The sequence below is a fragment of the Stenotrophomonas sp. YJH_SMC_82 genome, from assembly GCF_059368875.1.
On the sequence record NZ_JCAFSE010000002.1, the window covers coordinates 543704 to 565875 of the forward strand.

Genomic DNA, 22172 nt, shown 5'->3' on the forward strand with positions numbered 1-22172 from the left:
AGGTCGGATCAGACCGGCAGATCGCGCAGCTTCTTTTCCTGGTCGGTCAGGCTGCGGACGAAACCCGGGTGACGGAAGATGCGGTTGCCATAGTCCTCGATCGCCTTGCCGTCCTTCGGCAGCGGCACGTCCAGCGACTGCAGGCGCCAGATGATCGGTGCCATTGCACAGTCGGCCAGGCTCATTTCCGGATTGAGGAAGAACTTGCTGGCCTTGAACAGCGGCAGCGAGGCGGTCAGCAGTTCCTTCAGGCGCTTGCGGCCGGCCTCGGCCTGGGTCTTGTTGCCCAGCTGGATGGCCTGCACCTGCGGTACCCAGTCGTGCTCGATGCGCAGCATGGCCAAGCGGATACGCGCACGCGAGAGCGGATCGACCGGCATCAGCGGAGGATGCGGGTAGCGTTCGTCCAGGTATTCGCTGACCACCGACGCGGCGTACAGCACCAGCTCGCGCTCGACCAGGGTCGGCACCGAGTGGTACGGATTGAGATCGATCAGGTCTTCAGGCGGGTTCTGCGGATCGACCGGGACAAAGTCGAAGGTGACCCCCTTGGCCGCCAGCACCAGGCGTACCCGGTGGCACAGTACGTCGTCGTTCGAGGAAAACAGCGTCAGTGTATTGCGCATGCGTACGCTCGCCGCCATCAAAGGCTCTCCCACGACAGGAGACCGCCTGCCGCATCGGCGCCGCCGGCACCGTGCCAGCGGTCGACTCCACCCCGAGTGTGCAACCGACCATCACAAAAGCCAATAGGCCCGGGCGATGGCCGGCGGCAGAATCAGTGGACGTCCTTCCAGTATTCCTTCTTCAGCAGGTACAGCAGGAAAGTCAGCAGGGCCAGGAACAGGATCACCCATACGCCCAGCTGCTGCCGCTTGAGCGCGGCCGGTTCACCGGCGTATTCGAGGAAGTTGGTGATGTCCCGAACGGCCTGATCGTACTGGCCGGCATCGACCGACCCGGGCGTTTCGATTTTCAGGCCGGTCACCGGCGGGTCCATGCCGGGCGCTTCCGCCTTGCCGTGCACCGCATGCTGCAGGCCCTGCATCTCCCACAGCGGGTTGGGCATGGAGGCATTGGCGAACAGCGCGTTGTTCCAGCCCAGCGGGCGGCTGCTGTCCAGATAGAACGACTTGAGATAGGTGTAGACCCAGTCACTGCCCCGCACGCGCGAGATCAGGCTGAGATCGGGCGGCATCTTGCCGAACCACTTCTCCGCGTTCTCCTTGGGCATCGCCACCGGGATCGGGTCGCCGATCGCCGAGCCGGTGAAGTTGAGGTTGTTCATCACCTCTTCCTCGGTCAGGCCGAGGTCCTGCGCCATCCGCGAATAGCGCAGGTACTTCAATGCGTGGCAGCCGGAGCAGTAGTTCATGTACAACTGCGCGCCGCGCTGCAGCGAGGCGCGGTCACCGAGGTCGTTGCCGGCCTGCAGCAGCGGGGTGCCGCCTTCGGCGGCGGAGGCCAGGAAACTGCCCAGCATCAGGGTGGCCGCCAGGGCCAGCCGGACCATCCAGCGCTCAGTCATGCGTGGTCACCCTCTCCGGTACCGGCTTGGTCCTGTCCAACCTTGTCCATAGCGGCATGGTGATGAAGAACGCGAAGTACAGGAAGGTCAACACCCGCCCGATGTAGGTCTCGTGCACGTCGGTGCCTGGGCCGGAACCAATCACGCCCAGCCACACGAAGCACACCGCCAGCACGCCCAGCATCACCTTCGAGATCCAGCCGCGGTAGCGCACCGATTTCACCTTCGCCTTGTCCAGCCACGGCACCAGGAACAGGATCGCGATGGCCGAGAACATCACCAGCACGCCGCCCAGCTTGTTCGGCACCACGCGCAACATCGCGTAGTACGGCGTGTAGTACCAGACCGGCTTGATGTGTTCCGGGGTCACCAGGCGGTTGGCTTCGGTGAAGTTGTCGTGCTCCAGGAACAGGCCGCCGAAACCGGGGGCGAAGAAGATGATGAAGGCGGCGATGATCAGCAGGAAGCCGGCACCGACGCCATCCTTGAGCGTGTAGTACGGATGGAACGGAATGCCGTCGGCCGGGGCGTTCGGCGACCAGCGGTTGCCCTTGGGCCCCTTCTTGATCTCCACGCCATCGGGGTTGTTCGACCCCACCTCGTGCAGCGCGCCCAGGTGCAGCACCACCAGCAACAGCAGCACCAGCGGCAGTGCGATGACGTGCAGCGCGAAGAAGCGGTTGAGCGTGGCGTCACTGGGCAGGTAGTCGCCCATGATCCACTCGGTCAGGCCGTTGCCGATCACCGGTATCGCGCCGAACAGCGAAATGATCACCTTGGCGCCCCAGAACGACATCTGCCCCCACGGGAGCACGTAGCCCATGAAGGCTTCGGCCATCAGCACCAGGTAGATCAGCATGCCCAGGATCCACACCAGCTCGCGCGGCTTCTGGTAACTGCCGTACAGCAGGCCGCGGAACATGTGCAGGTAGACCACGATGAAGAACAGCGAGGCCCCGGTGGAGTGCATGTAGCGGATCAGCCAGCCCCACTCCACATCACGCATGATGTATTCGATGGAGCCGAACGCCTCGGCGGCGTTGGTCTTGTAGTGCATCGTCAGGAAGATGCCGGTGACGATCTGGTTGACCAGCACCAGCAGCGCCAGCGAACCGAAGTAGTACCAGATGTTGAAGTTCTTCGGCGCGTAGTACTCGGTGACATGCTTGCGGTAGACCGGCATCAGGCCCGGCGCGCGGGCATTGACCCAGTCGGCCACGCCGCTGGCGGTACGAGCGAGGATATTGGCCATCAGGCTGCCCCCTGCGGATCGACACCGATGATGATGGTGTTGTCGTCCTGGTAATGGTGCGCGGGCACCTTCAGGTTGATCGGCGCCGGCACGTCCTTGAAGACGCGGCCGGACATGTCGAAGCGCGACTTGTGGCAGGGGCAGAAGTAGCCGCCCTTCCACTGCGGGTCATAGGGTTCAGGCCGGATCTCGGCGACCATTTCCGGCGAACAGCCCAGGTGCGTGCACAGGCCGACCAGCACGGAAATGTCCGGCTTGATCGAGCGCAGCTCGGGGTTCTGCTTCAGCACGTAGTCCGGCTGCTGGTCCTTCTCGCCGGACTCGGGGTCCTTGAGGCGGCCATCGAGCCCGTGCAGTGCATCGAGGATCGCCTTGGACCGCTTGACGATCCAGATCGGCTGGCCACGCCATTCCACGATCAGGCGTTGGCCTTCCTGCAGGGCGCTGATGTCGGCCACCACCGGTGCGCCGGCAAGCTTGGCACGGGCACTGGGGTTCCAGGATTTGATGAAAGGAACAGCGGTGAATCCGACGCCGACGGCGCCCACCACGGCTGTGGTGGCAGAAAGAAAACGCCGACGTCCGGTGTTGACTGGATCGTGTACCCCATCGTTGGCCATCCGGCACTCCGATATTGATTAGGTAGCTTTAAGGCTGCCAGCGGATCCGGTGGGGGCCAGAGCCGCATTGAATCATGGGCGAGTGTAGCGGAACCGTCGAGCGCCACACAACGCATTGCAACAACATTGATTACGGGGCTGCCAGCCAGTGGCCGGTCGGTACCGGCCATTGCCCAAGGTTGCCGGCCAGCGGCCGGCACTACTGGTGCGTCAATGCGGTGCGGTAACGCTCGGCCAGCTGCCCGACCCGGCGCACGTAGTACTGGGTCTCGCTGTAGGGCGGCACGCCACCGTGGCGGTCAACCGCGCCTTCGCCCGCGTTGTAGCCAGCCGCGGCCAGGGTCAGGTCGCCATTGAAACGCTTCAACAACCACGCAAGATACTGCACGCCACCGCGGATGTTCTGCCCGGCATCGTAGGAATCGCTGACTCCGAAACGGGCCGCGGTTGGCGGCATCAGCTGCATCAGGCCCTGCGCGCCGGCGCGGCTGAGCGCGGTCGGGTTGTAGGCCGACTCGGCGTGGATGATGGCGCGCACCACGGCTTCGTCGACGCCGAACTCGCGCGCGGCCGAGCTGATCTCGGTCTGGAACGCGGTGGTGTTCAACCGCACCGAACCGAAGTCCACGCGCGGGTTGACGCCACAGGCGTAGCAGCGCTCCATGAAACTGTAGCGGATGGTGCGCACCGGGCCGAGGTTGGCGACCTGGGTCGGGCGCGCACTGGTGTAGTGGCGCACGCCGTCCTTCATGAAGGAATAGACCTGGCCGCTGACCATGCGCCCGCTGCGCGAGGCGACCGGGGGCGCGGGTACGGCGGCTGGCGCAGCCGCCGGCGCCGCAGTGCTGGCCGCCACCGCCACCGGGTTGCGCTCGATGCTGGCCACGGTGGTCGGCGCCGGCTTCGGCGCGGCCACCACCGGGCGCGGTGCCGGGCGGAGGTCGCGGCTGTAGCTGATGGCGCTGCAGCGGGCCCCGGCCAGGCGCTTGCTGACATAGCTGGTGACCCCGTCGGCGCCCTGGCACTTGAACAGGGTGCCCGCGCTGGCCGGCGCAGCGGTCAGCGCAGCGATGATGATCGCCGTTGTCCCCAGTATCCCCTTCATGCCGGCGAGTGTCCCAGCTTCGCCGGGGCTTGCCAAGCGACGCGGCTCAGCCTGTGACCGGCGGCACAGCCAGCACCTGCCCCAATCCGGCCAGGCGCTGTGCCAGTTCATCGCGCAGGCCCGGCGGCGTGGTCCACACCGCCACCGGCACCCGGTCCAGACTGAGGATCTGCGCCAGCATCATGCCGCGGCTCTCGGCGCCCATGCGCAGCAGGCAATGGTCGGGCCCATCGTCCTCCAGCACACCACACCAGGGCGGGATGCAGCCTTCCAGCTCGGCGCGGCTGCCGGCCAGGCGGACGATGGCCTGCAGGGCGAACGGGGCCTGGCTGACCGCCTGCCGCACCATCACATCCGGCGGTGCGGGCGTACGGCGGTGCATGCCCGGCTCGGCGCATTCGCGCACCGCGCCCATCCGGTCCACGCGCAGGGTGCGCCAGTCCTGCCGGCCCAGGTCCCAGGCCAGCAGGTACCAGCGCCGCCCGTAGTTGACCAGGTGCTGCGCCTCGACCTCGCGCTGGGTCACCGCTTCCTGGGCACTGCGGTATTCGAAGGCCAGCCGTGACGCCTGCCGGCAGTGCTGGGCCAGCTGCCCGAGCAGGCGTGCGTCGGTGGACGGAAGGTCGGACAGGGTGGCGGTGGCGGCATGCACCTCGCCGGCCTGCTGGCGGCGACGGGTCGGCACCAGCGGATCGAGCTTGGACAACAGGCCGCGCGCGGTGTCGTCGATGCCGGCGACGGTCGCAGAGGCCGCGCGCAGGGCGATGGCCAGGGTAGTCGCCTCCTCCTCGTCCAGCAGCATCGGCAGCACCGGCGCCCCTGCCCCCAGCTGGTAGCCGCCGCCAACCCCGGACGAGGCCCGGACCGGATAACCCAGCTCGCGCAGGCGCTCGACGTCACGGCGGATGCTGCGCCGGTCCACGCCCATGCGCTCGGCGAGCTCGGCCCCGGACCACTGGCGACGGGCCTGCAGCAGGGCGATCAGGCGCAGCAATCGATGGGCGGTATGGCGCATGAAGGATCGAGGACAGAAGTCGTCCGCAATAGTGCCCCAGGATGGCCTCCAGTTCACCACCCACCGCAAGGAGCAATGCCATGAATTCACGCCAGATCACCCTGTACCACGCCGCCCGTTCCCGCTCGAGCGGCGCCGTGGCCCTGCTCGAAGCACTGGGTGCCGACTACCGCATGCAGGTGCTGGACCTGAAGGCGGGCGCCAACCTGGCCCCGGCCTACCTGGCCATCAACCCGATGGGCAAGGTGCCGGCGATCGTCCACAACGGTGCGCTGGTGACCGAGCAGGTGGCGATCTATCTGTACCTGGCCGACCTGTATCCGGAGGCCGGCCTGGCACCGCCGATCGGCGACGCCCTGCGCGGGCCCTACCTGCGCTGGATGGCCTTCTATGGCGCCTGTTTCGAGCCGGCGATGATCGACAAGGCGATGCACCGCGAGCCGCCGCCGCGCCTGATGTCGCCGTACAACGACGCCGAGACCGTGCTGCAGGTGATCGAGGCCCAGCTGGCGCAGGGCCCCTACCTGCTTGGCGAGACGATGAGCGCCGCCGACGTGCTGTGGGGCAATGCGCTGGCCTGGACCACGGCCTTCGGCCTGGTGCAGCCTGCACCGGCCACGGCTGATTACATTGCACGGATGAGCGCGATGACCGCCTTCGACCGTTCGCGGCAGATCGATGCGGAACTGGCGGCGTAAGCAGCGCCCCCTTGTAGAGCCGAGCCCACGCTCGGCTGCTCCTCCGCCTTGCAAAGGCAGCCGAGCACGGGCTCGGCTCTACAGTGATGGCCACGCTGGGCATGGGCTCGGTTGCACGGGCGCGGCGGCTGGCGCGGGATGCGGGTAGAATTACCCGCTTTCCCGCCACCCGAATGGATTAAGCGCCATGACCGGGACGCCAGACGTCTTTCCGCCCACCACACCGGGCGGTACCCCCCTCGTTGCCCTGCCCGCTGGTCCGCGCAAGCCCGACCAGGTGAAAGGCAAGCTGTACATCAAGACCCACGGTTGCCAGATGAACGAGTACGACTCGGCCAAGATGGCCGACGTGCTTGCCGCCAGCGATGGCCTGGAACTGACCGACAGCCCGGACGACGCCGACGTCATCCTGGTCAACACCTGCTCCATCCGCGAGAAGGCGCAGGAGAAGGTGTTCAGCCAGCTGGGCGTGTGGAAGGGGCTGAAGAACAAGGGCCGTGAAGTCATCATCGGCGTCGGCGGCTGCGTCGCCTCGCAGGAAGGCGAAGCGATCATCAAGCGTGCGCCGTTCGTCGACCTGGTGTTCGGCCCGCAGACCCTGCACCGGCTGCCGGAGCTGATCCGCGCACGCCGCGAACAGAAGCGCCCGCAGGTCGACATCAGCTTCCCCGAGATCGAGAAATTCGATCGCCTGCCCGAGCCGCGCGCCGAAGGACCCTCGGCATTCGTGTCGATCATGGAAGGCTGTTCCAAGTACTGTTCGTTCTGCGTGGTGCCCTACACCCGCGGCACCGAAGTCAGCCGCCCGTTCGAGGACGTGGTGGTGGAGGTGGCGCAGCTGGCCGCACAGGGCGTGCGCGAGATTAACCTGCTCGGGCAGAACGTCAACGCGTATCGCGGGCCGTACGGTGACGGCGAGTTCGCCGACCTCGGCCTGCTGATCCGCACCATCGCCGAGATCGATGGCGTCGGCCGCATCCGCTTCACCACCTCGCATCCGCTGGAGTTCAGCGATTCGCTGATCGATGCGTTCCGTGACGTGCCACAGCTGGCCAACTTCCTGCACCTGCCGGTACAGGCTGGCAGCGACCGCGTGCTGTCAGCGATGAAGCGCGGCTACACCGCGCTGGAATTCAAGTCGAAGATCCGCAAGCTGCGTGCGGTGCGCCCGGACATCTCGATCAGCTCGGACTTCATCGTCGGCTTCCCCGGCGAGACCGATGCCGACTTCGAGAAGACCATGAAGCTGATCGAGGACATCGGCTTCGACCACAGCTTCTCCTTCATCTATTCGCGGCGCCCGGGCACGCCAGCCGCGGACCTGGAGGACACGATCAGCGATGCCGAAAAGCACGCGCGCCTGTCGCGCCTGCAGGAGCGCATCAATGCGCATGCCGCCGGCATTTCCGAGAAGATGGTCGGCACCGTGCAGACCGTGCTGGTGGAAGGGCCCTCGCGCAAGAACCCGAACGAGCTGACCGGCAAGACCGAGAACATGCGTTCGGTGAACTTCCCGGCGCCGGCGCGCCTGATCGGCCAGTTCGTGGATGTGGTGATCACCGAAGCGCTGACCAATTCGCTGCGCGCGCGGGTGGTGGCGGAATGAATCTTCGGGTCGGAGCCCCAAAGGGGCTCCGACCCGCCGGCCCGATAAATTGGGGTCGGAGCCCCTGCGGGGATCCGACCCCCTGCCTTCAATCCAGGCGCTTGCGGAAGCGCAGGATCGCCAGGGTCATCATCACCACGATGAAGGCCAGCAGCGCCAGCGCGTCGTGCCACAGCTCCCACAATGAGGCGCCGCGCAGCATGATGCCGCGCACCAGGCGCAGGAAGTGGGTCAGCGGCAGCACCTCGGCCAGCCACTGCACCGGCCGCGGCATGCCTGCGAACGGGAACATGAAGCCCGACAGCAGGATCGACGGCAGGAACAGGAACAGGGTCATCTGCATCGCCTGGAACTGCGAGCGCGCACGCGTGGAGATCAGCAGGCCCAGCGCCAGGTTGGCCAGCACCAGCAGCACCGCGGCCAGATAGATGTCCAGCAGGCTGCCGCGAATGGGTACCTGGAACAGCCAGGTGCCCAGCACCAGCACCAGCGTGGTCTGCAGCAGGCCGATGGCCGCATAGGGCAGCACCTTGCCGACCATCAGCTCGCTGCGCGACACCGGCGTGGCGATCAGCAGTTCCATGTTGCCGCGCTCGCGTTCGCGCACCACCGCTACCGCCGTGAACATCACCAGGGTCATGGTCAGGATCACCCCGATCAGGCCCGGTACGATGTTCACCGCCGAGCGCCGCTGCGGGTTGTAGAAGCTGGTCACGCCGACCGGACCACTGGCGATGCTGCCTTCGCGCAGGGGACGGGTGTTGCTGGTCGGGCGCGTGTCCAGCGGCACCTGCGCCAGCTGGATCGCCGCGCTCTGCACCACGGTGTCACTGCCATCGACCAGCACCTGCACCGCCTCGCGTCCATCGAAGCGGCGACGCTCGAAGTCGGCCGGCACCACGATGCCGACACTGATCTCGCCACGGCGCAGCGCCTGCATCAGCTGGGCAGGCGTGTAGGCTTCGCTGCGCGGCGTGATCACGCCGGTGGCCACCATGTCCTGCACCAGCGCGCGCGAAGCGGCGCTGTTGGCCTGATCGGCGACACCCGCATCGAGATGACGCAGGTTGAGGTTGATCGCATAGCCGAACAGCAACAGCTGCATCACCGGAATGCCAACGATCATCGCCAGCGTGATGCGGTCGCGGCGCAGCTGCCGCAGCTCCTTGAGCATGATCGCCGACAGCCGGCGCAGGTTCATGCCGCCGGCTCCCGGCCGCGGCCACGGGTGGCGGCCACGAACACATCTTCCAGGTTTGGCGCCACCGTCTGGATGCGGGCCTGCGGGTCAGCGTTGGCAAGTGCACGGGCCAGCACTGCGACGTCCGCTGCGCCCTCATTGCACAGCACGCGCAGCTGGGTGCCGATCTGCGCCACGCTCAGCACACCGGGCAGCTCAGACAGTGCGCGGCTGGCCTGCCGCGGCTGCGACGACGTGACCTGCAACGTGCGGCCGTCCAATCGTGCGCACAGCTCAGCCGGCGTGCCATCGGCAACCAGTGCACCACGATCCAGGATTGCCATCCGGTGGCAGCGCTCGGCCTCGTCCATGTAGTGGGTCGACACCAGCACGGTGGTACCGGCGTCGGCAAGTTCAAACAGGGCTTCCCAGAAATCACGGCGCGATTCCGGATCGACCGCGCTGGTCGGCTCGTCCAGGAACAGCAGCTCGGGCGCGTGCACGACGGCGCCGGCCAGGGCGAGGCGCTGCTTCTGGCCACCGCTGAGGGTTCCGGCCAGCTGCGGCTGCCGGTCCAGCAGACGGTACTGCTGCAGCAGCTCGTCGACCCGCCGCCGGGCCTGCGCGCGTGGCAGATCCTGGATGGCGGCGAGGAATTCCAGGTTCTCGCGCACCGACAGGTCCTCATACAACGAGAAGCGCTGGGTCATGTAGCCGATGCGCCGGCGCAGTGCTTCGGCCTGCTCGGGAACCGCCAGCCCCAGCACCTGGATCTGCCCAGCGCTCGGCTCCAGCAGGCCGCACAGCATGCGGATGGTGGTCGACTTTCCGGATCCATTCGGCCCCAGGAAGCCGTACACCTGCCCGCGCGGCACGGTCAGGTCGACATTGTCCACAGCCAGAAGATCGCCGAAGCGGCGGGTCAAGCCCTGCGCATGCACCGCGATGTCGTCGCCGGTGTTCAGAAGCGCACCTGCACCGGCAGTCCGGCCGGAAGCTTCTGCATGTCGGTGGCCGTGTCCACTTCGATCTCGGCCAGATAGCTCAGGCGCTCGACGTCATCACCGGTCAGTGCGTAGTACGGGGTGAACGAGGGCTCGCTGCGGATTGAGCGCACGTGCCCCTTCAGCACGGTGCTGCCGTCTTCCAGCTGCACCTGCGCAGCCTGCCCGACCTTGACCTGCAGGCGCAGCGGCTGCGGCAGGTAGACGCGTGCATAGGGGCGCTCGCCGACCAGCATCACCGCCAGTGGCGCCCCGATCGGCGCCTGGTCACCCTGCCGGTAAGGCAGGGCATCGACAACACCATCGCGCGGCGCGCGCAGCTGCAACTTCTGCAGGTTGACGCCCTGCACCACCTGCTGCGCCTGTGCGGCGTCGGCGGCCGCCTGGCCCTGGGCGATGTCCTGCGCGCGACTGCCGTGCACCCGCTCCAGCCAAACCTGCTCGGCGGCCCGCACGCTGGCCTCGGCATTGCCGGCAGCCGCCCGTGCACGGTCCAGCTCGGCGGCGGCGATCAGGCGCTGGCGTGCCAGCGGTTGCACCCGACGGTAGTAGGCACTGGCTTCGGCGGACTGCGCGCGCAACGCGGCCAGCTGCGCCTGGGCCTGTGCGATCTGTTCCTGGCGCGGGCCGATCTTCAGCTCTTCCAACTGGGCCTGCGCGCGCACCGTGTCGGCCTGCGCCGCGGCGAACTGCGCGTCGCCGCGGGCGGGGTCGAGCTGCATCAGCACTGCTCCGGCCTTGACCTGCTGCCCCTCGCGCACCTCCACCGTGGCGATCACTTCGGCCGCCGGCGCCGGCACCGTGATCCGGTCCCACTCCAGCGTGCCGAGCGCTGCAGGCGGCGCCTGCCCACACCCGGCCAGCAGGCCGATACCCACCAATCCGATTCCACGCATCCCATTGCCGATGCCCATGCCATCCCCTCCTGCGACGGCGCCACGGTGCCATCCGCCCCGTGCACCCTCTATGATTCCGATCAGCCCTGACGGTTTTTTCACCACGCGTTGGCGAGCCTTTGGCTGCAAGGCTCCGCGCCACCTATCCACAGGTTGATTCGGCATCATTCCACAACCGGTGTGGAAAACCGGCAACACGGGATCCTGTTGCTCGCCTGGCAGCGGAACCTGCGCTGCGATCACGAAGAACGCCGGCGTGCCCGGGAAGTTCTCGGCCACGCGCTGCGACGTGCCCTCCCTCCCGGTCCGCCCGTCCTGCGGGTGCCGGCACGCCCGGGTCCGTGACGATTTTTTCACCACCCCCTCATGACGCTTGTGGCACAAGCACTGTAGAGGTCTACCCACAGGTTTCCGCAGCCCCCGTCCACACCGGGTGTGGAAAAGCATGTATCGACCCCGTGCTGGCCGCGCGCCCGCTGCGCGCGCTACCCTTGTCCTCCCTGAATACACTGCGGTGGAAGGCTTCCGCCCCACCCAAGGCAATGAAAAGCATCGAACATCGAGACTTCACCCTGTCGCCGGAAGACACCGAGCGGCTGGCCAACCTGTGCGGCCCCTTCGATGGGCACCTGCGCCAGATCGAGCTGAAGCTCGGCGTGGAGATCGCCAACCGCGGTTTCGTGTTCCGCATCAGCGGGCCCAACGAAGCCATCGTCGAGGCGCAGAAGCTGGTTGAAGCGCTGTACGCCGAAGCCGGCGAAACCACCTTCGACAACCACGCCATCCACCTGCGCCTGGCGCAGGCCAACGTCGAGCAGATCGCCGAACGCTCCTACGAAGCGCAGGAGGTGGCGATCAAGGTCAAGCGCGGCACGGTGCGCGGCCGCGGTGCCAACCAGGGCCGCTACCTGCACCAGATCGCCACGCATGACATCAACTTCGGCATCGGCCCGGCCGGCACCGGCAAGACCTTCCTGGCCGTGGCCAGCGCGGTCGAAGCGCTGAACGAATCACGGGTGCAGCGCCTGATCCTGGTGCGCCCGGCGGTGGAGGCCGGCGAGAAGCTGGGCTTCCTGCCCGGTGACCTGAGCCAGAAGGTCGACCCCTACCTGCGACCGCTGTACGACGCCCTCTACGAGATGATGGGCGTGGAGAAGGTGGTCAAGCTGCTGGAAAAGAACGTCATCGAAATCGCGCCGCTGGCCTACATGCGTGGCCGCACGCTCAACGATGCCTTCGTGATCCTGGACGAAGCACAGAACACCACCATCGAGCAGATGAAGATGTTCCTGACCCGCCTCGGCTACGGTTCCACCGCCGTGGTCACCGGCGACCTGACCCAGACCGATCTCCCCAAGCACGTGAAGTCCGGCCTGCGCGATGCCATCGACGTGCTGCGCGAGGTCGAGGGCGTCAGCTTCACCTTCTTCGAGTCGCGCGACGTAGTCCGCCACCCGCTGGTGGCGCGCATCGTCAGCGCCTACGATCGCCGTGACCTGCATCAGATCCAACCTGGAGCAACTCCATGACCCGTGGTCCCGTGCGACTGGACGTCGCCGTCAGTTATGCCCTGCCGCGCACCGGCCTGCCGGCGGCGGTCAGCTTCCGCAAGTGGGTGGCTGCTGCGCTGAAAGGCCGCATCCGCGAGGCCGACCTGGCCATCCGCGTGGTCGATGCCAAGGAAGGGCAGTCACTGAACCGCCATTATCGCGGCAAGGATTACGCGACCAACGTGCTCAGCTTCCCGGCCGAAGTGCCCGAAGGGCTGCCCAAGGGCGTGAAGTTTCCGCTGCTGGGCGACTTGGTGATCTGCGCACCGGTGGTGGCCCGCGAGGCCGATGAACAGGGCAAGGCGCTCAACGCCCACTACGCACACCTGACCGTGCACGGCGTGCTGCACCTGCTCGGCTGGGACCACGAGGACGACAAGGAAGCCGACGCCATGGAACAGCTGGAGCGCGAGATCCTGGCCGAGCTCGGCATCGCCGACCCCTACGCCGGCGAGCGCTGAGGCCCACGCACACCGGGATCTTCACGGAGGACGCGCCCATCGCGCTGCTGCCCGCACTCATCGCCGCTCTTCTGCAGGTGACCACTGCCCCGGGCATCGACCCCGGCCGGGAACGACCGTCGCCGTTCCCGGCCAGCGACAGCGCCGCCGACATTGCCGCCAAGGTCGCCGAGGTGCAGGCGTTCTTTGACGTCAGCCAACAGACGGCGCGTCAGGCGGTCGCCGAGGCGCAGCAGCACGCATTGATGGAACGTTTGAAAGCGCGCCACGCGGCACGCCTCGCCGGAATCTGGGTGGACAACGCGGCAGGTTGGAACGTCGTCGTTCGACTGACTGGCCCAGCACCCGCGGCCGATGAGACACATCCAGGGGCGGATGGCCCGCAACGCGTGCGCTACATCACCGGCGCCGCGATGACCGAAGCGGAGATGCAGCGCCGCCTGCACGCACAGCGGGACTGGCTGCTGGCCCAGCTGCCCGACCTGTTCGGCTATAGCCTGGATGTCACGACCGGGGAACTGGAGGTTGAGCTGCGGGATACCCCGGCCAACCGCGCGACGGCGGCGGCCGTGCGCGATCACCTGCAGGTGCAACTGGGCTACCCGGTCAGGCTGCGCTGGTACCCAGCGACCACGCGCAGGCATCCGCCCTGATTGCCTTGGGGCGCTCGCGATGGCTGGCCGGGACCGGTACGATCACCGGCCTGCCTTCCGTTGCGGATCCCGTGCCCGTGCTGCGTATTGCCCTGCCCCTGCTGCTCGCCGTGTCCGCCCCGGCCGCTGCCCTGGACCTGCCGGCCCTGATTGAATGCCGCCAAGGCGTGGCCGAGCAGGCCGCGTTGGCGCCCCTGCTGGCTGATCCGCTGAAAGCCGTCGCCCACGGCCTGCAGCCGCTGCCGCAGGGCAACCAGTTCATGAGCGAGTACCGGCTGGCCCAGCCGATCAGCGTGTTCGGCGCCCGCACCGAACGGGTCGCCGTGGCCGGGTCCAGCGTCATGGCGATCCTCGACCAGGCCGATCCGCGGCCGCTGGCCAGGCAGCTGGGGCTGGAGACCGGCTACGACCAGGACGGCAAGTTCATGGCCGGCCGCGAGCTGGTCAGCCGCGACGTGACCGATCCGAAGACCGGCGAGGCCCGGATCGAGTCGATCATCCTCAGCGTCTCCACCGTGGCCTCCCATCCCGGCAAAACCCTGGCCGGCTGCACCTACAGCCTGGACCTGCCCGAGGAAGAAGCCCCCGCCCGGCCTGAACTGGCCCCGCCGCCGATCACCGGACCGGGCAGCGACGGTCACTGACAGGCCGCCACATCCTGCTAGACTTGGGCCAACGCCCGGCTTGCCGGGTGCCCTTTTTCCAGAGATGTCAGAAGACGACAGTAGTAGCTCCGCACAGGAGCCCAGTGAAAAGAAGCGCGGCTGGCTTGAACGCCTGACCTCCGCCTTCTCCGGCGAACCCCATACCCGCGACGAGCTGGTCGCTGTCCTGCACACCGCGCAGGAAGAGGGCCTGATCGCCGCCGATACCCTGAAGATGATGGAAGGCGCCATTTCGGTGGCCGAGCTGACCGTGGGCGACGTGATGATCTCGCGCTCGCAGATGGTTTCGCTGCCGGTCGAAGCGCCCTTCCTGGAACTGATGAAGCAGGTGGTCGAATCCGGCCATTCGCGCTTCCCGGTGCACGGCGAGAACAAGGACGACATCCTTGGCATCCTGCTGGCCAAGGACCTGCTGCGCGGCGTGGTCGCCGACAACGGCCCGGCCAACGTGCGCGAGCTGCTGCGCCCGGCAGTGCTGATCCCGGAGGCGAAGAAGCTCAACGTGCTGCTGAAGGAATTCCGCCTGTCACGCAACCACATGGCCATCGTGGTCGACGAGTACGGCGGTGTCGCCGGCCTGGTCACCATCGAGGACGTGCTGGAACAGATCGTCGGCGAGATCGACGACGAGCATGACGAGGCCGAGGATCCGTCGGCGCAGATCGCCATCCAGTCCGACGGCCAGTACGTGGTCGACGCGCTGACCCCGATCGGCGACTTCAACGAACGCTTCGGCGCTACCTTCTCCGACGAGGACTACGACACCATCGGTGGCCTGGTCACCGAGGCCGTGGGCCACCTGCCGGAAGTCGGTGACGAGCTGGCGCTGGACCGCTTCATGTTCCGCGTGGCCCGCGCCGATGCGCGCCGGGTCCAGGCCTTCCACGTGACCGTGCTGCCGCCGGACGCGCAGGACGACGCTTGAAGCGCGGCGCCCTCCTGGCACTGCGCCTGAGGCTGTGGCTGGCACTGTGCGTGCTGGCCACGGCCCTGCCGCTGGCCGCCTTCGCGCAGCCGGCGGCACCCGAACCTGCTGCACCCGCCACCAGCGCCGAGGCTCCCGCCCCGCGCATCGGGGTGGTGACCATGCAGCCGGGCACCGTGTTCTTCGAGCGCTTCGGCCACGACGCCATCGTCGTGATCGATCCGCTCAGCGGCGAAGCGACCTCGTACAACTTCGGCTACTTCGATCCGTCCGAGGACGATTTCATCAGCCGCTTCGTGCGCGGCGACATGATGTACTACCTGGTGGCGCTGCCGCTGCAGCAGGACCTGTCGTACTACGACGAGACCGGCCGCGGCGCCAGCGTGCAGTGGCTGGACCTGCGCCCCGACCAGGCACGCGCCCTGGCCGCTGACCTGGCCGAGCGCGCCAAGCCGGAAAACGCGCGCTACCACTACGACTACTACACCGCCAACTGCGCCACGATGGTACGCGACACGGTGAACAAGGCGCTGGATGGCGGCCTGCAGTCGCAGCTGTCGGGGCGCTCGCGCGGCAATACCTACCGCAGTGAATCGGTGCGCCTGGCCTCGCCGGCACCGTGGATGTGGCTGGGCTTCGATGTCGGCCTCGGTCCGTTCGCCGACCAGCCGCTGTCGCGCTGGCAGGAAGCCTTCGTGCCGATGCGCCTGGCCGACGCGCTGCGCCAGGCGCGCAACAGCGACGGCCGGCCGCTGGTGCAGTCCGAACAGGAACTGCTGCCGCACCGCATCGACCCGGAGCCGAAGGAGTTCGCGCGCCGCTGGTGGCCGTGGCTGCTGTGTGGCCTGGTGATCGCCGCCGGCATACTGGCGCTGCGCAACCGCCCGCGCCTGCTGGCCGGGCTGGCCCTGCCGTTCTGGCTGCTGTGCGCCATCGCCGGCAGCCTGCTGGTGTTCCTGTGGGGCTTCAGCACCCACTACGCCGCCTGGGCCAACCGCAACCTGCTGCTGCTTTCGCCACTGGCCGTGCTGCTGCTGCCAGGCGCGATCGCGCTGCTGCGCCGGCGCGCGCCGGGCCGCATGTTCAGGGTCGTGCTGTGGCTGCTGGCGGTGCAGGCCGTGGCGGCGCTGGTGCTGCACTGGCTGAGCCTGCAGGCGCAGTACAACGTGCAGTGGATCGTGCTGCTGCTGCCCGTCCACGTCGCGCTGGCGTGGGTACTGGGGCGCCGTCCTCACTTGTCCGAAACACGGCACTGACGCACGATGGCGGGCATGTCATTGCCCGCCTCCGCTTCCGCCCCTGCCTCGGCCAACCCCGCCTGCGTCATCAACTGCGTCCACTACGATGACGACGGCAAACGCCACGACATCAGCCTGGATGCCATCAGCGATGTCATTGCCAGTGGCAACGGCTTCGTCTGGGTCGGCCTGTACGACCCCAACGACGATGTGCTGCTGAAACTGCAGGAAGAGTTCTGCCTGCACGACCTGGCCATCGAGGACGCGCGCAATGCGCACCAGCGGCCCAAGGTCGAGACCTACGGCAATTCGCTGTTCGTGGTGGTGACCACCGCGCAGATGGTGGACGAACGCATCCAGTACGGCGAAACCCACGCCTTCCTCGGCCCGCGTTTCCTGGTGACGGTGCGCCACGGCGCCTCGCTGTCCTACGCCCCGGTGCGTGCACGGGTCGAGCGTGAACCGCAGCTGCTGAAGATGGGCCCGTCGTACTGCCTGTACGCGGTGACCGACTTCGTGGTCGACAACTACCTGCCGATCGTGCACCGCTTCCGCGACACCCTGGACCTGCTGGAAAAGGACATCTTTGCCGACAGCTACAAGCGCAGCACGGTGGTACGGCTTTACGAGCTCAAGCGCGAACTGAACAAGATGCGGATGGCGGTGGCACCGCTGCAGGATGTGCTGGCGCAGCTGCGCCGCTACCAGGGTGACCTGATTCCCGATGAAGTGAAGCTCTACGTGCGCGACGTGCATGACCACGCGGTACGCATCAGCGATGTGATCGACACCCTGCGCGAGATGCTGGGCACCGCACTGAGCGTGAACCTGTCGCTGGTGACGCTGGCGCAGGGCGAGACGGTCAAGCGCCTGGGTGCATGGGCCGCACTGCTGGCAGCGCCGACGCTGATCACCAGCTGGTACGGCATGAACTTCAGCCACATGCCCGAGCTGAGCCAGCCGTGGTCGTATCCGCTGATGATTGTCGGCGTGGGCGGTGTGTGCGTGGGCCTGTACCGGTTGTTCAAGCGCGCGAAGTGGCTGTAGCGCGAATCGACCAACGGTCGATACCCACCATGCACGGGGGCGTCGATACCCACCATGCACGGGGGCGTCGATACCCGGCAATCCGGTAGGCCGCGACCGTTGGTCGTGGCACATGCCCCGCTTCTGGTAGTGCCGGCCGCTGGCCGGCAACCAGGGCAATGCCGCCCAGCGGCCGGCACTACCCTTCGGCATCAAGCCACGTAGACGGTCTTGATGTTCATGAACTCGTGGATGCCGTGGTCGGCCAGCTCCCGGCCGAATCCGGACTGCTTGCTGCCACCGAACGGCAGCCGAGCGTCGCTCTTGACGATGGCGTTGACGAACGCGGCGCCGCATTCCATGCGCTGCGCGAAGGCTTCGCCGCGCACCGGGTCGCGCGTCCACACGCTGCCGCCCAGGCCGAAGCGGGTGTCGTTGGCCACGCGCAGCGCCTCGGCCTCATCCTTGACCCGGATCACCGCAGCCACCGGCCCGAACAGCTCCTCGTCGTAGGCAGGCATGCCTGGGCCGACCTGATCGAGCACGGTCGCCGGATAGCCCGCATGGGTGCCGGCAATGGGCTCGCCGCCGACCAGAACGCGCGCGCCCTTGGCGACGCTGGCCTGCACCTGCTTGTGCAGTTCGTCGCGCAGATCGGCACGGGCCATCGGCGCCAGCGTGGTGCCACGCTCACTGGGATCGCCATACTGGCGCTGGCCCGCGGCTTCAACGAAGCGTCGGGTGAAGTCATCGGCGACCGCATCGACCACGATGAAGCGCTTGGCCGCAATGCAGGTCTGCCCGCTGTTGTCGAAACGCGACTTCACCGCCGCCGCCACGGCCTTGTCGAGGTCGGCATCGTCGAGTACCACGAAGGCATCGCTGCCACCCAGCTCCATCACCGACTTCTTCAGCTGGCTGCCTGCAGTGGACGCGATCGAGCGCCCTGCCCGTTCGCTGCCGGTCAGCGTCACCGCCTTCACGCGTGCGTCGCGCAGCACCTCGGCAGCCTGGTCGTTGTCGATGTGCAGCACGTCGAACACGCCCTCAGGCAGGCCTCCGTCACGACACACCGCCAGGATCAGGTCGGCGCACTGCGGCACGTTGCTGGCGTGCTTGAGCAGGGCCACGTTGCCGGCCATGAACGCCGGTGCCAGGAAGCGGAACACCTGCCAGACCGGGAAATTCCACGGCATCACCGCGAACACGCAGCCGATCGGCTCGTAGCGCACATAGCTGCGCTGGGCTTCGGTGTCGATCAGCTGCGGCTTGAGATAGTCGGCCGCGTGGTCGGCGTAGTACTCGCAGGCGGCAGCGCACTTGTCGACCTCGGCCAGCGCCTCGGCCTTGAGCTTGCCCATCTCATGGGTCATCGCCTGCTGCAGGTCGTCGCGACGCGTGCGCAGCTGCGCGGCGATCTGGCGAAGGACGGCACCGCGATCCTGCAGCGAGCGATCGGCCCAGCCGGGGAAGGCATCGGCGGCAGCCTGCAGGCGCTGCTCGATGTCAGCAGCGCCCATCAGTTCATGGCGGTAGGTCACCTGGCCGGTGGCCGGGTCGATGATCTCGACGGTCATGGGGGATCTCCATCTGGAAGACCCCCATTGTGCGCCGCTGTCCGTGAGCCGGATGTTGCCGGCGCTGTCGACAGGCCGTGTACTCAGCCGTTGTCCTGCCGCGCCAGCTGCAGGTCGCGCTGGCGCCGCTTCTCGGCGCGGGCGTTGATGTACCAGCCGATCACCGCAGCGATCGACACCGCCGACACCAACAGCGTGGCCAACGCGTTGATCTTCGGACTGATGCCCATGCGCACCGAAGCGAACACCTTCATCGGCAGCGTGGTCGAGCCCGGCGTGGCCACGAAGCTGGCCACCACCACGTCATCCAGCGACAGGGTGAAGGCCAGCAGCCAACCCGCCACCAGCGCCGGCGCGATGATGGGCAGGGTGATGCGGGTGAACACGGTCAACCGGCTGGCGCCCAGGTCCATCGCCGCTTCTTCCAGCGACAGGTCCATTTCCTGCAGGCGCGAGGACACCACCACGGTGACGAAGCAGAGGGTGAAGGTCACGTGCGCGATCCAGATGGTGGCCAGGCCACGCGCCGGGAAGCCGGGAATCGCGCCCATCGATGCCAGCAGCGCCATCAGCGAGAAGCCCAGGATCACGTCCGGCATCACCAGCGGCGCGGTCACCAGCGCGCCGAACAGTGGCTTGCCACGGAATCGCTTGAAGCGGGTCATCACCATCGCCGCCAGCGTACCCAGCACGGTGGCGGTACAGGCGGTCCAGAACGCCACCACCAGGCTGGTCCACATCGCGTCCATCAGCGCGCGGTCGGCGAACAGGTCGCTGTAGGCGCGGGTGGAGAACCCGGCCCAGACCATCGCCAGCCGCGAGCTGTTGAACGAGTAGAACATCAACAACAGGATCGGCAGGTACAGGAAGGCGAAGCCGAGCAGCAGCACGCCCAGCCCCAGGCCCTTGGCGGTACGCGGGCTCATGCCTGCTTCCCTTCCAGCAGGCGCTGCTGGGAACGGTTGAACAGCAGGATCGGCACCAGCAGCAACAGGATCATCGCCACCGCCATCGCCGAAGCGCCCGGCCAGTTGCGGTTGTTGAAGAACTCGTTCCACAGCTGGCGGCCGACCATCAGCGTCTCCGAACCACCGAGCATTTCCGGGATCACGAACTCACCCACCGCCGGGATCATCACCAGCATGCAGCCGGCGATGATGCCGGCCTTCGACAGCGGCAACGTGATGCGCAGGAACGCCTGCCACGGCTTGGCGCCGAGGTCGTAGGCCGCTTCCAGCAGGCGGTGGTCATGCTTGACCAGGTTGGCGTACAGCGGCAGCACCATGAACGGCAGGTAGCAGTAGACGATGCCGATATAGGCGGCGGTCGGCGTATCGATCAGCTGCAGTTTCGGCAGCCCCATCGACGTCATCAGCGTCTGCAGGCCGGTGAACTGCAGGAACTGGTCGAGCAGGCCATTGCGGTCCAGGATTGCCTTCCACGCATACACGCGGATCAGGAACGAGGTCCACGACGGCAGCACCACCAGCATCATCGCCACATTGCGTGCGGCCGGCGACAGGCGCGCGATGGCATAGGCCATCGGATAGCCGATCAGCAGGGTGAAGAAGGTGGAGATCGCCGCGATCTTGATCGAGCTCAGGAACGCCTGCGCATAGATCGAATCGCGGAACAGCGCCAGGTAGTTCTCCAGGTTCAGCTTCAGCGAGAAGCCGCCGTCGGCGTACTGCAGCAGCCAGGTATACGGCGGCGAGCCGACCCGGCTGAGCGAGAAGCTGATCATCAGCACGATCAGGAACGGCACTGCGAAGAACAGCAGCAGCCACAGGTACGGAATGCCGATCACCGTGGCACGCAGCCCCGGCAGCCAGCGCTTCAGGCCGGCGACGCTCATGAGGTCAGCACCACGCCGTCGTTGTCGCGCCAGTGCACCCACACGCTGTCACCCCAGGTCAGGCCGTCGCTGGCCCAGCGCTGCGAGTTGGCGAAGTTGGCCAGCACCTTGGCGCCGCTGGGCAGCCGCACGTGGTAGACCGAATGGCTGCCGAAATAGGCGATGTCCTCGATCACGCCCTGCGCTTTGTTGGTGTGCCCTTCCGGCTCGTCCTTGCCGATCATCACCTTTTCCGGGCGCAGCGCGAATGCGACCGGCTGCCCTTCGTAACAGGTGATGCCATGGGCGATGTAGATCGGTGCCGGGAACAGCGGCGAGCGCACGGTCACGTACTCGGGCAGGTCCTCGTCGATCACCCCGTCAAACAGGTTGACCGAACCGATGAACTCGGCGACGAAGCGGTTGGCCGGCTGCTCGTAGACCTCGTCCGGCTTGCCGACCTGCTGGATCCAGCCGGCATCCATCACCGCGATGCGGGTGGCCATGGTCATCGCTTCTTCCTGGTCGTGGGTGACCATCACGCAGGTCACGCCCGACGACTCGATGATGCTGACCAGTTCCAGCTGCATCTGCGAGCGCAGCTTCTTGTCCAGCGCGCCCATCGGCTCGTCCAGCAGCAGCAGCTTCGGCCCCTTGGCCAGCGACCGCGCCAGCGCCACGCGCTGCTGCTGGCCACCGGACAGCTGGTGCGGCTTGCGCTTGCCCAGGTGGCCCATCTGCACCAGGTCGAGCATCTCGCCGACGCGCTTGCTGATCGCGTCCTTGCCCAGGCCATCCTGCTTCAGGCCGAAGGCAATGTTCTGCTCCACCGTCATGTGCGGGAACAGCGCATAGGACTGGAACATCATGTTGACCGGCCGCTGGTACGGCGGCAGCGCGTCCAGGCGCTGGCCATCGACGGTGATGCTGCCCTTGGTGGGCGTCTCGAAGCCGCCCAGGCAGCGCAGCAGGGTCGATTTGCCGCTGCCGGAGCCTCCGAGCAGGGCAAAGATCTCGCCCTTGCGCACGTCCAGATTGACGTCGTCGACGGCGACGAAACCGTCGAATTCCTTGCGCAGGTCACGAATGGAGAGATAGCCGGGCGCACCGGTCGTGTCGACGACGGCGGCTACCGGCTGGGCTTCAACGGGCATGGGGGCTCCGGGAGCGGGCGGTGGACAGCGGCCGCCATTCTAACGGCCGGGGGCTGCAGGGGATATGACGGCAACGGGTGGCACCCACCGGGCCGGGGGGATCTGCAGATCTGGTGGGGGCCGACCGTTGGTCGGCCCTGCCGGAAAAGCATGCCGACCAACGGTCGGCACCCACCTGCCAGCCA

At 67.2% G+C, this 22172-nt stretch carries 22 protein-coding genes; 9 read left to right on the forward strand and 13 right to left on the reverse strand.

The window, feature by feature from the left end; all coding sequences use genetic code 11:
- Positions 1-8: 8 nt before the first annotated feature.
- From AC5P53_RS10240 to AC5P53_RS10265, 6 genes are all read right to left on the reverse strand, one after another.
- Entirely contained in the window at positions 9-644 is a 636-nt protein-coding gene (locus AC5P53_RS10240) for a glutathione S-transferase N-terminal domain-containing protein (protein ID WP_005408842.1), read from the reverse strand.
- A 134-nt stretch (positions 645-778) separates the two neighbouring features.
- The gene (locus tag AC5P53_RS10245) at positions 779-1528 is read right to left on the reverse strand and encodes a cytochrome c1 (RefSeq protein WP_032960911.1); all 750 of its coding nucleotides are present in this window, start codon (positions 1526-1528) and stop codon (positions 779-781) included.
- A complete protein-coding gene (locus AC5P53_RS10250) occupies positions 1521-2780 on the reverse strand; it encodes a cytochrome b (protein ID WP_014646581.1) in 1260 nt (419 codons plus the stop codon). Before AC5P53_RS10250 ends, AC5P53_RS10245 begins: the two co-directional genes overlap by 8 nt.
- A complete protein-coding gene (gene petA / locus AC5P53_RS10255) occupies positions 2780-3400 on the reverse strand; it encodes a ubiquinol-cytochrome c reductase iron-sulfur subunit (protein ID WP_004151998.1) in 621 nt (206 codons plus the stop codon). Before petA ends, AC5P53_RS10250 begins: the two co-directional genes overlap by 1 nt.
- 199 nt (positions 3401-3599) lie before the next feature.
- On the reverse strand, positions 3600-4505 hold the full coding sequence (locus AC5P53_RS10260; RefSeq protein ID WP_046429799.1) for a lytic transglycosylase domain-containing protein: 906 nt from the start codon (positions 4503-4505) through the stop codon (positions 3600-3602).
- A 46-nt stretch (positions 4506-4551) separates the two neighbouring features.
- Entirely contained in the window at positions 4552-5520 is a 969-nt protein-coding gene (locus AC5P53_RS10265; protein WP_164076936.1) for a WYL domain-containing protein, read from the reverse strand.
- Between the two features lie 80 nt (positions 5521-5600).
- Between AC5P53_RS10265 and AC5P53_RS10270 the strand changes: the two genes are divergently transcribed.
- Together AC5P53_RS10270 and miaB are read left to right on the forward strand one after the other, a co-directional pair.
- Positions 5601-6218, forward strand: coding sequence for a glutathione S-transferase family protein (locus tag AC5P53_RS10270; protein ID WP_014646578.1), 618 nt, complete (start codon positions 5601-5603; stop codon positions 6216-6218).
- A gap of 187 nt (positions 6219-6405) precedes the next feature.
- The gene (gene miaB, locus AC5P53_RS10275) at positions 6406-7824 is read left to right on the forward strand and encodes a tRNA (N6-isopentenyl adenosine(37)-C2)-methylthiotransferase MiaB (RefSeq protein WP_014646577.1); all 1419 of its coding nucleotides are present in this window, start codon (positions 6406-6408) and stop codon (positions 7822-7824) included.
- Positions 7825-7912: 88 nt separating this feature from the next.
- Here miaB and AC5P53_RS10280 read toward each other — a convergent pair whose 3' ends face one another.
- Genes AC5P53_RS10280 through AC5P53_RS10290 form a run of 3 tightly spaced genes read right to left on the reverse strand, consistent with a single transcriptional unit; the run spans position 7913 to position 10922 of the window.
- A complete protein-coding gene (locus AC5P53_RS10280; protein ID WP_197606739.1) occupies positions 7913-9025 on the reverse strand; it encodes an ABC transporter permease in 1113 nt (370 codons plus the stop codon).
- Positions 9022-9945 (reverse strand): ABC transporter ATP-binding protein, encoded by a 924-nt coding sequence (locus AC5P53_RS10285; protein WP_180834859.1) that lies wholly within the window; start codon positions 9943-9945, stop codon positions 9022-9024. The genes AC5P53_RS10280 and AC5P53_RS10285 overlap by 4 nt, the downstream gene beginning before the upstream one ends.
- Positions 9946-9965: 20 nt before the next feature.
- On the reverse strand, positions 9966-10922 hold the full coding sequence (locus AC5P53_RS10290; protein WP_241886655.1) for an HlyD family secretion protein: 957 nt from the start codon (positions 10920-10922) through the stop codon (positions 9966-9968).
- A gap of 524 nt (positions 10923-11446) precedes the next feature.
- On the opposite strand from AC5P53_RS10290, the gene AC5P53_RS10295 reads away from it, so the two are divergent.
- The 7 genes from AC5P53_RS10295 (at position 11447) to AC5P53_RS10325 (ending at position 17443) form a co-directional block, all read left to right on the forward strand.
- The gene (locus AC5P53_RS10295; RefSeq protein ID WP_032960924.1) at positions 11447-12433 is read left to right on the forward strand and encodes a PhoH family protein; all 987 of its coding nucleotides are present in this window, start codon (positions 11447-11449) and stop codon (positions 12431-12433) included.
- A complete protein-coding gene (gene ybeY / locus AC5P53_RS10300) occupies positions 12430-12915 on the forward strand; it encodes an rRNA maturation RNase YbeY (RefSeq protein ID WP_014036587.1) in 486 nt (161 codons plus the stop codon). The genes AC5P53_RS10295 and ybeY overlap by 4 nt, the downstream gene beginning before the upstream one ends.
- 77 nt (positions 12916-12992) lie before the next feature.
- A complete protein-coding gene (locus AC5P53_RS10305) occupies positions 12993-13568 on the forward strand; it encodes a hypothetical protein (RefSeq protein ID WP_014646572.1) in 576 nt (191 codons plus the stop codon).
- A gap of 77 nt (positions 13569-13645) precedes the next feature.
- Positions 13646-14212 (forward strand): hypothetical protein, encoded by a 567-nt coding sequence (locus tag AC5P53_RS10310; protein ID WP_014646571.1) that lies wholly within the window; start codon positions 13646-13648, stop codon positions 14210-14212.
- Positions 14213-14276: 64 nt separating this feature from the next.
- Positions 14277-15158 carry a CorC family transporter gene (locus tag AC5P53_RS10315; RefSeq protein ID WP_014036584.1) on the forward strand — a complete coding sequence of 294 codons (882 nt, stop codon included), beginning with the start codon at positions 14277-14279 and terminating at the stop codon, positions 15156-15158.
- Positions 15155-16414: a lipoprotein N-acyltransferase Lnb domain-containing protein gene (locus AC5P53_RS10320; protein WP_241886654.1), complete on the forward strand. Its 1260-nt coding sequence runs from the start codon at positions 15155-15157 to the stop codon at positions 16412-16414. The genes AC5P53_RS10315 and AC5P53_RS10320 overlap by 4 nt, the downstream gene beginning before the upstream one ends.
- Before the next feature lie 6 nt (positions 16415-16420).
- Positions 16421-17443 (forward strand): magnesium and cobalt transport protein CorA, encoded by a 1023-nt coding sequence (locus AC5P53_RS10325; RefSeq protein ID WP_014646569.1) that lies wholly within the window; start codon positions 16421-16423, stop codon positions 17441-17443.
- A gap of 191 nt (positions 17444-17634) precedes the next feature.
- Here the strand turns inward: AC5P53_RS10325 and AC5P53_RS10330 are convergent, their stop codons facing one another.
- The 4 genes from AC5P53_RS10330 to AC5P53_RS10345 form a co-directional block, all read right to left on the reverse strand.
- Positions 17635-18999: an NAD-dependent succinate-semialdehyde dehydrogenase gene (locus AC5P53_RS10330; protein ID WP_169410621.1), complete on the reverse strand. Its 1365-nt coding sequence runs from the start codon at positions 18997-18999 to the stop codon at positions 17635-17637.
- An 83-nt stretch (positions 19000-19082) separates the two neighbouring features.
- On the reverse strand, positions 19083-19925 hold the full coding sequence (locus AC5P53_RS10335; protein WP_005415928.1) for an ABC transporter permease subunit: 843 nt from the start codon (positions 19923-19925) through the stop codon (positions 19083-19085).
- Positions 19922-20854 (reverse strand): ABC transporter permease subunit, encoded by a 933-nt coding sequence (locus tag AC5P53_RS10340; protein ID WP_014646567.1) that lies wholly within the window; start codon positions 20852-20854, stop codon positions 19922-19924. Before AC5P53_RS10340 ends, AC5P53_RS10335 begins: the two co-directional genes overlap by 4 nt.
- Positions 20851-21987: an ABC transporter ATP-binding protein gene (locus AC5P53_RS10345; protein WP_014646566.1), complete on the reverse strand. Its 1137-nt coding sequence runs from the start codon at positions 21985-21987 to the stop codon at positions 20851-20853. The genes AC5P53_RS10340 and AC5P53_RS10345 overlap by 4 nt, the downstream gene beginning before the upstream one ends.
- Between the last annotated feature and the right edge of the window lie 185 nt (positions 21988-22172).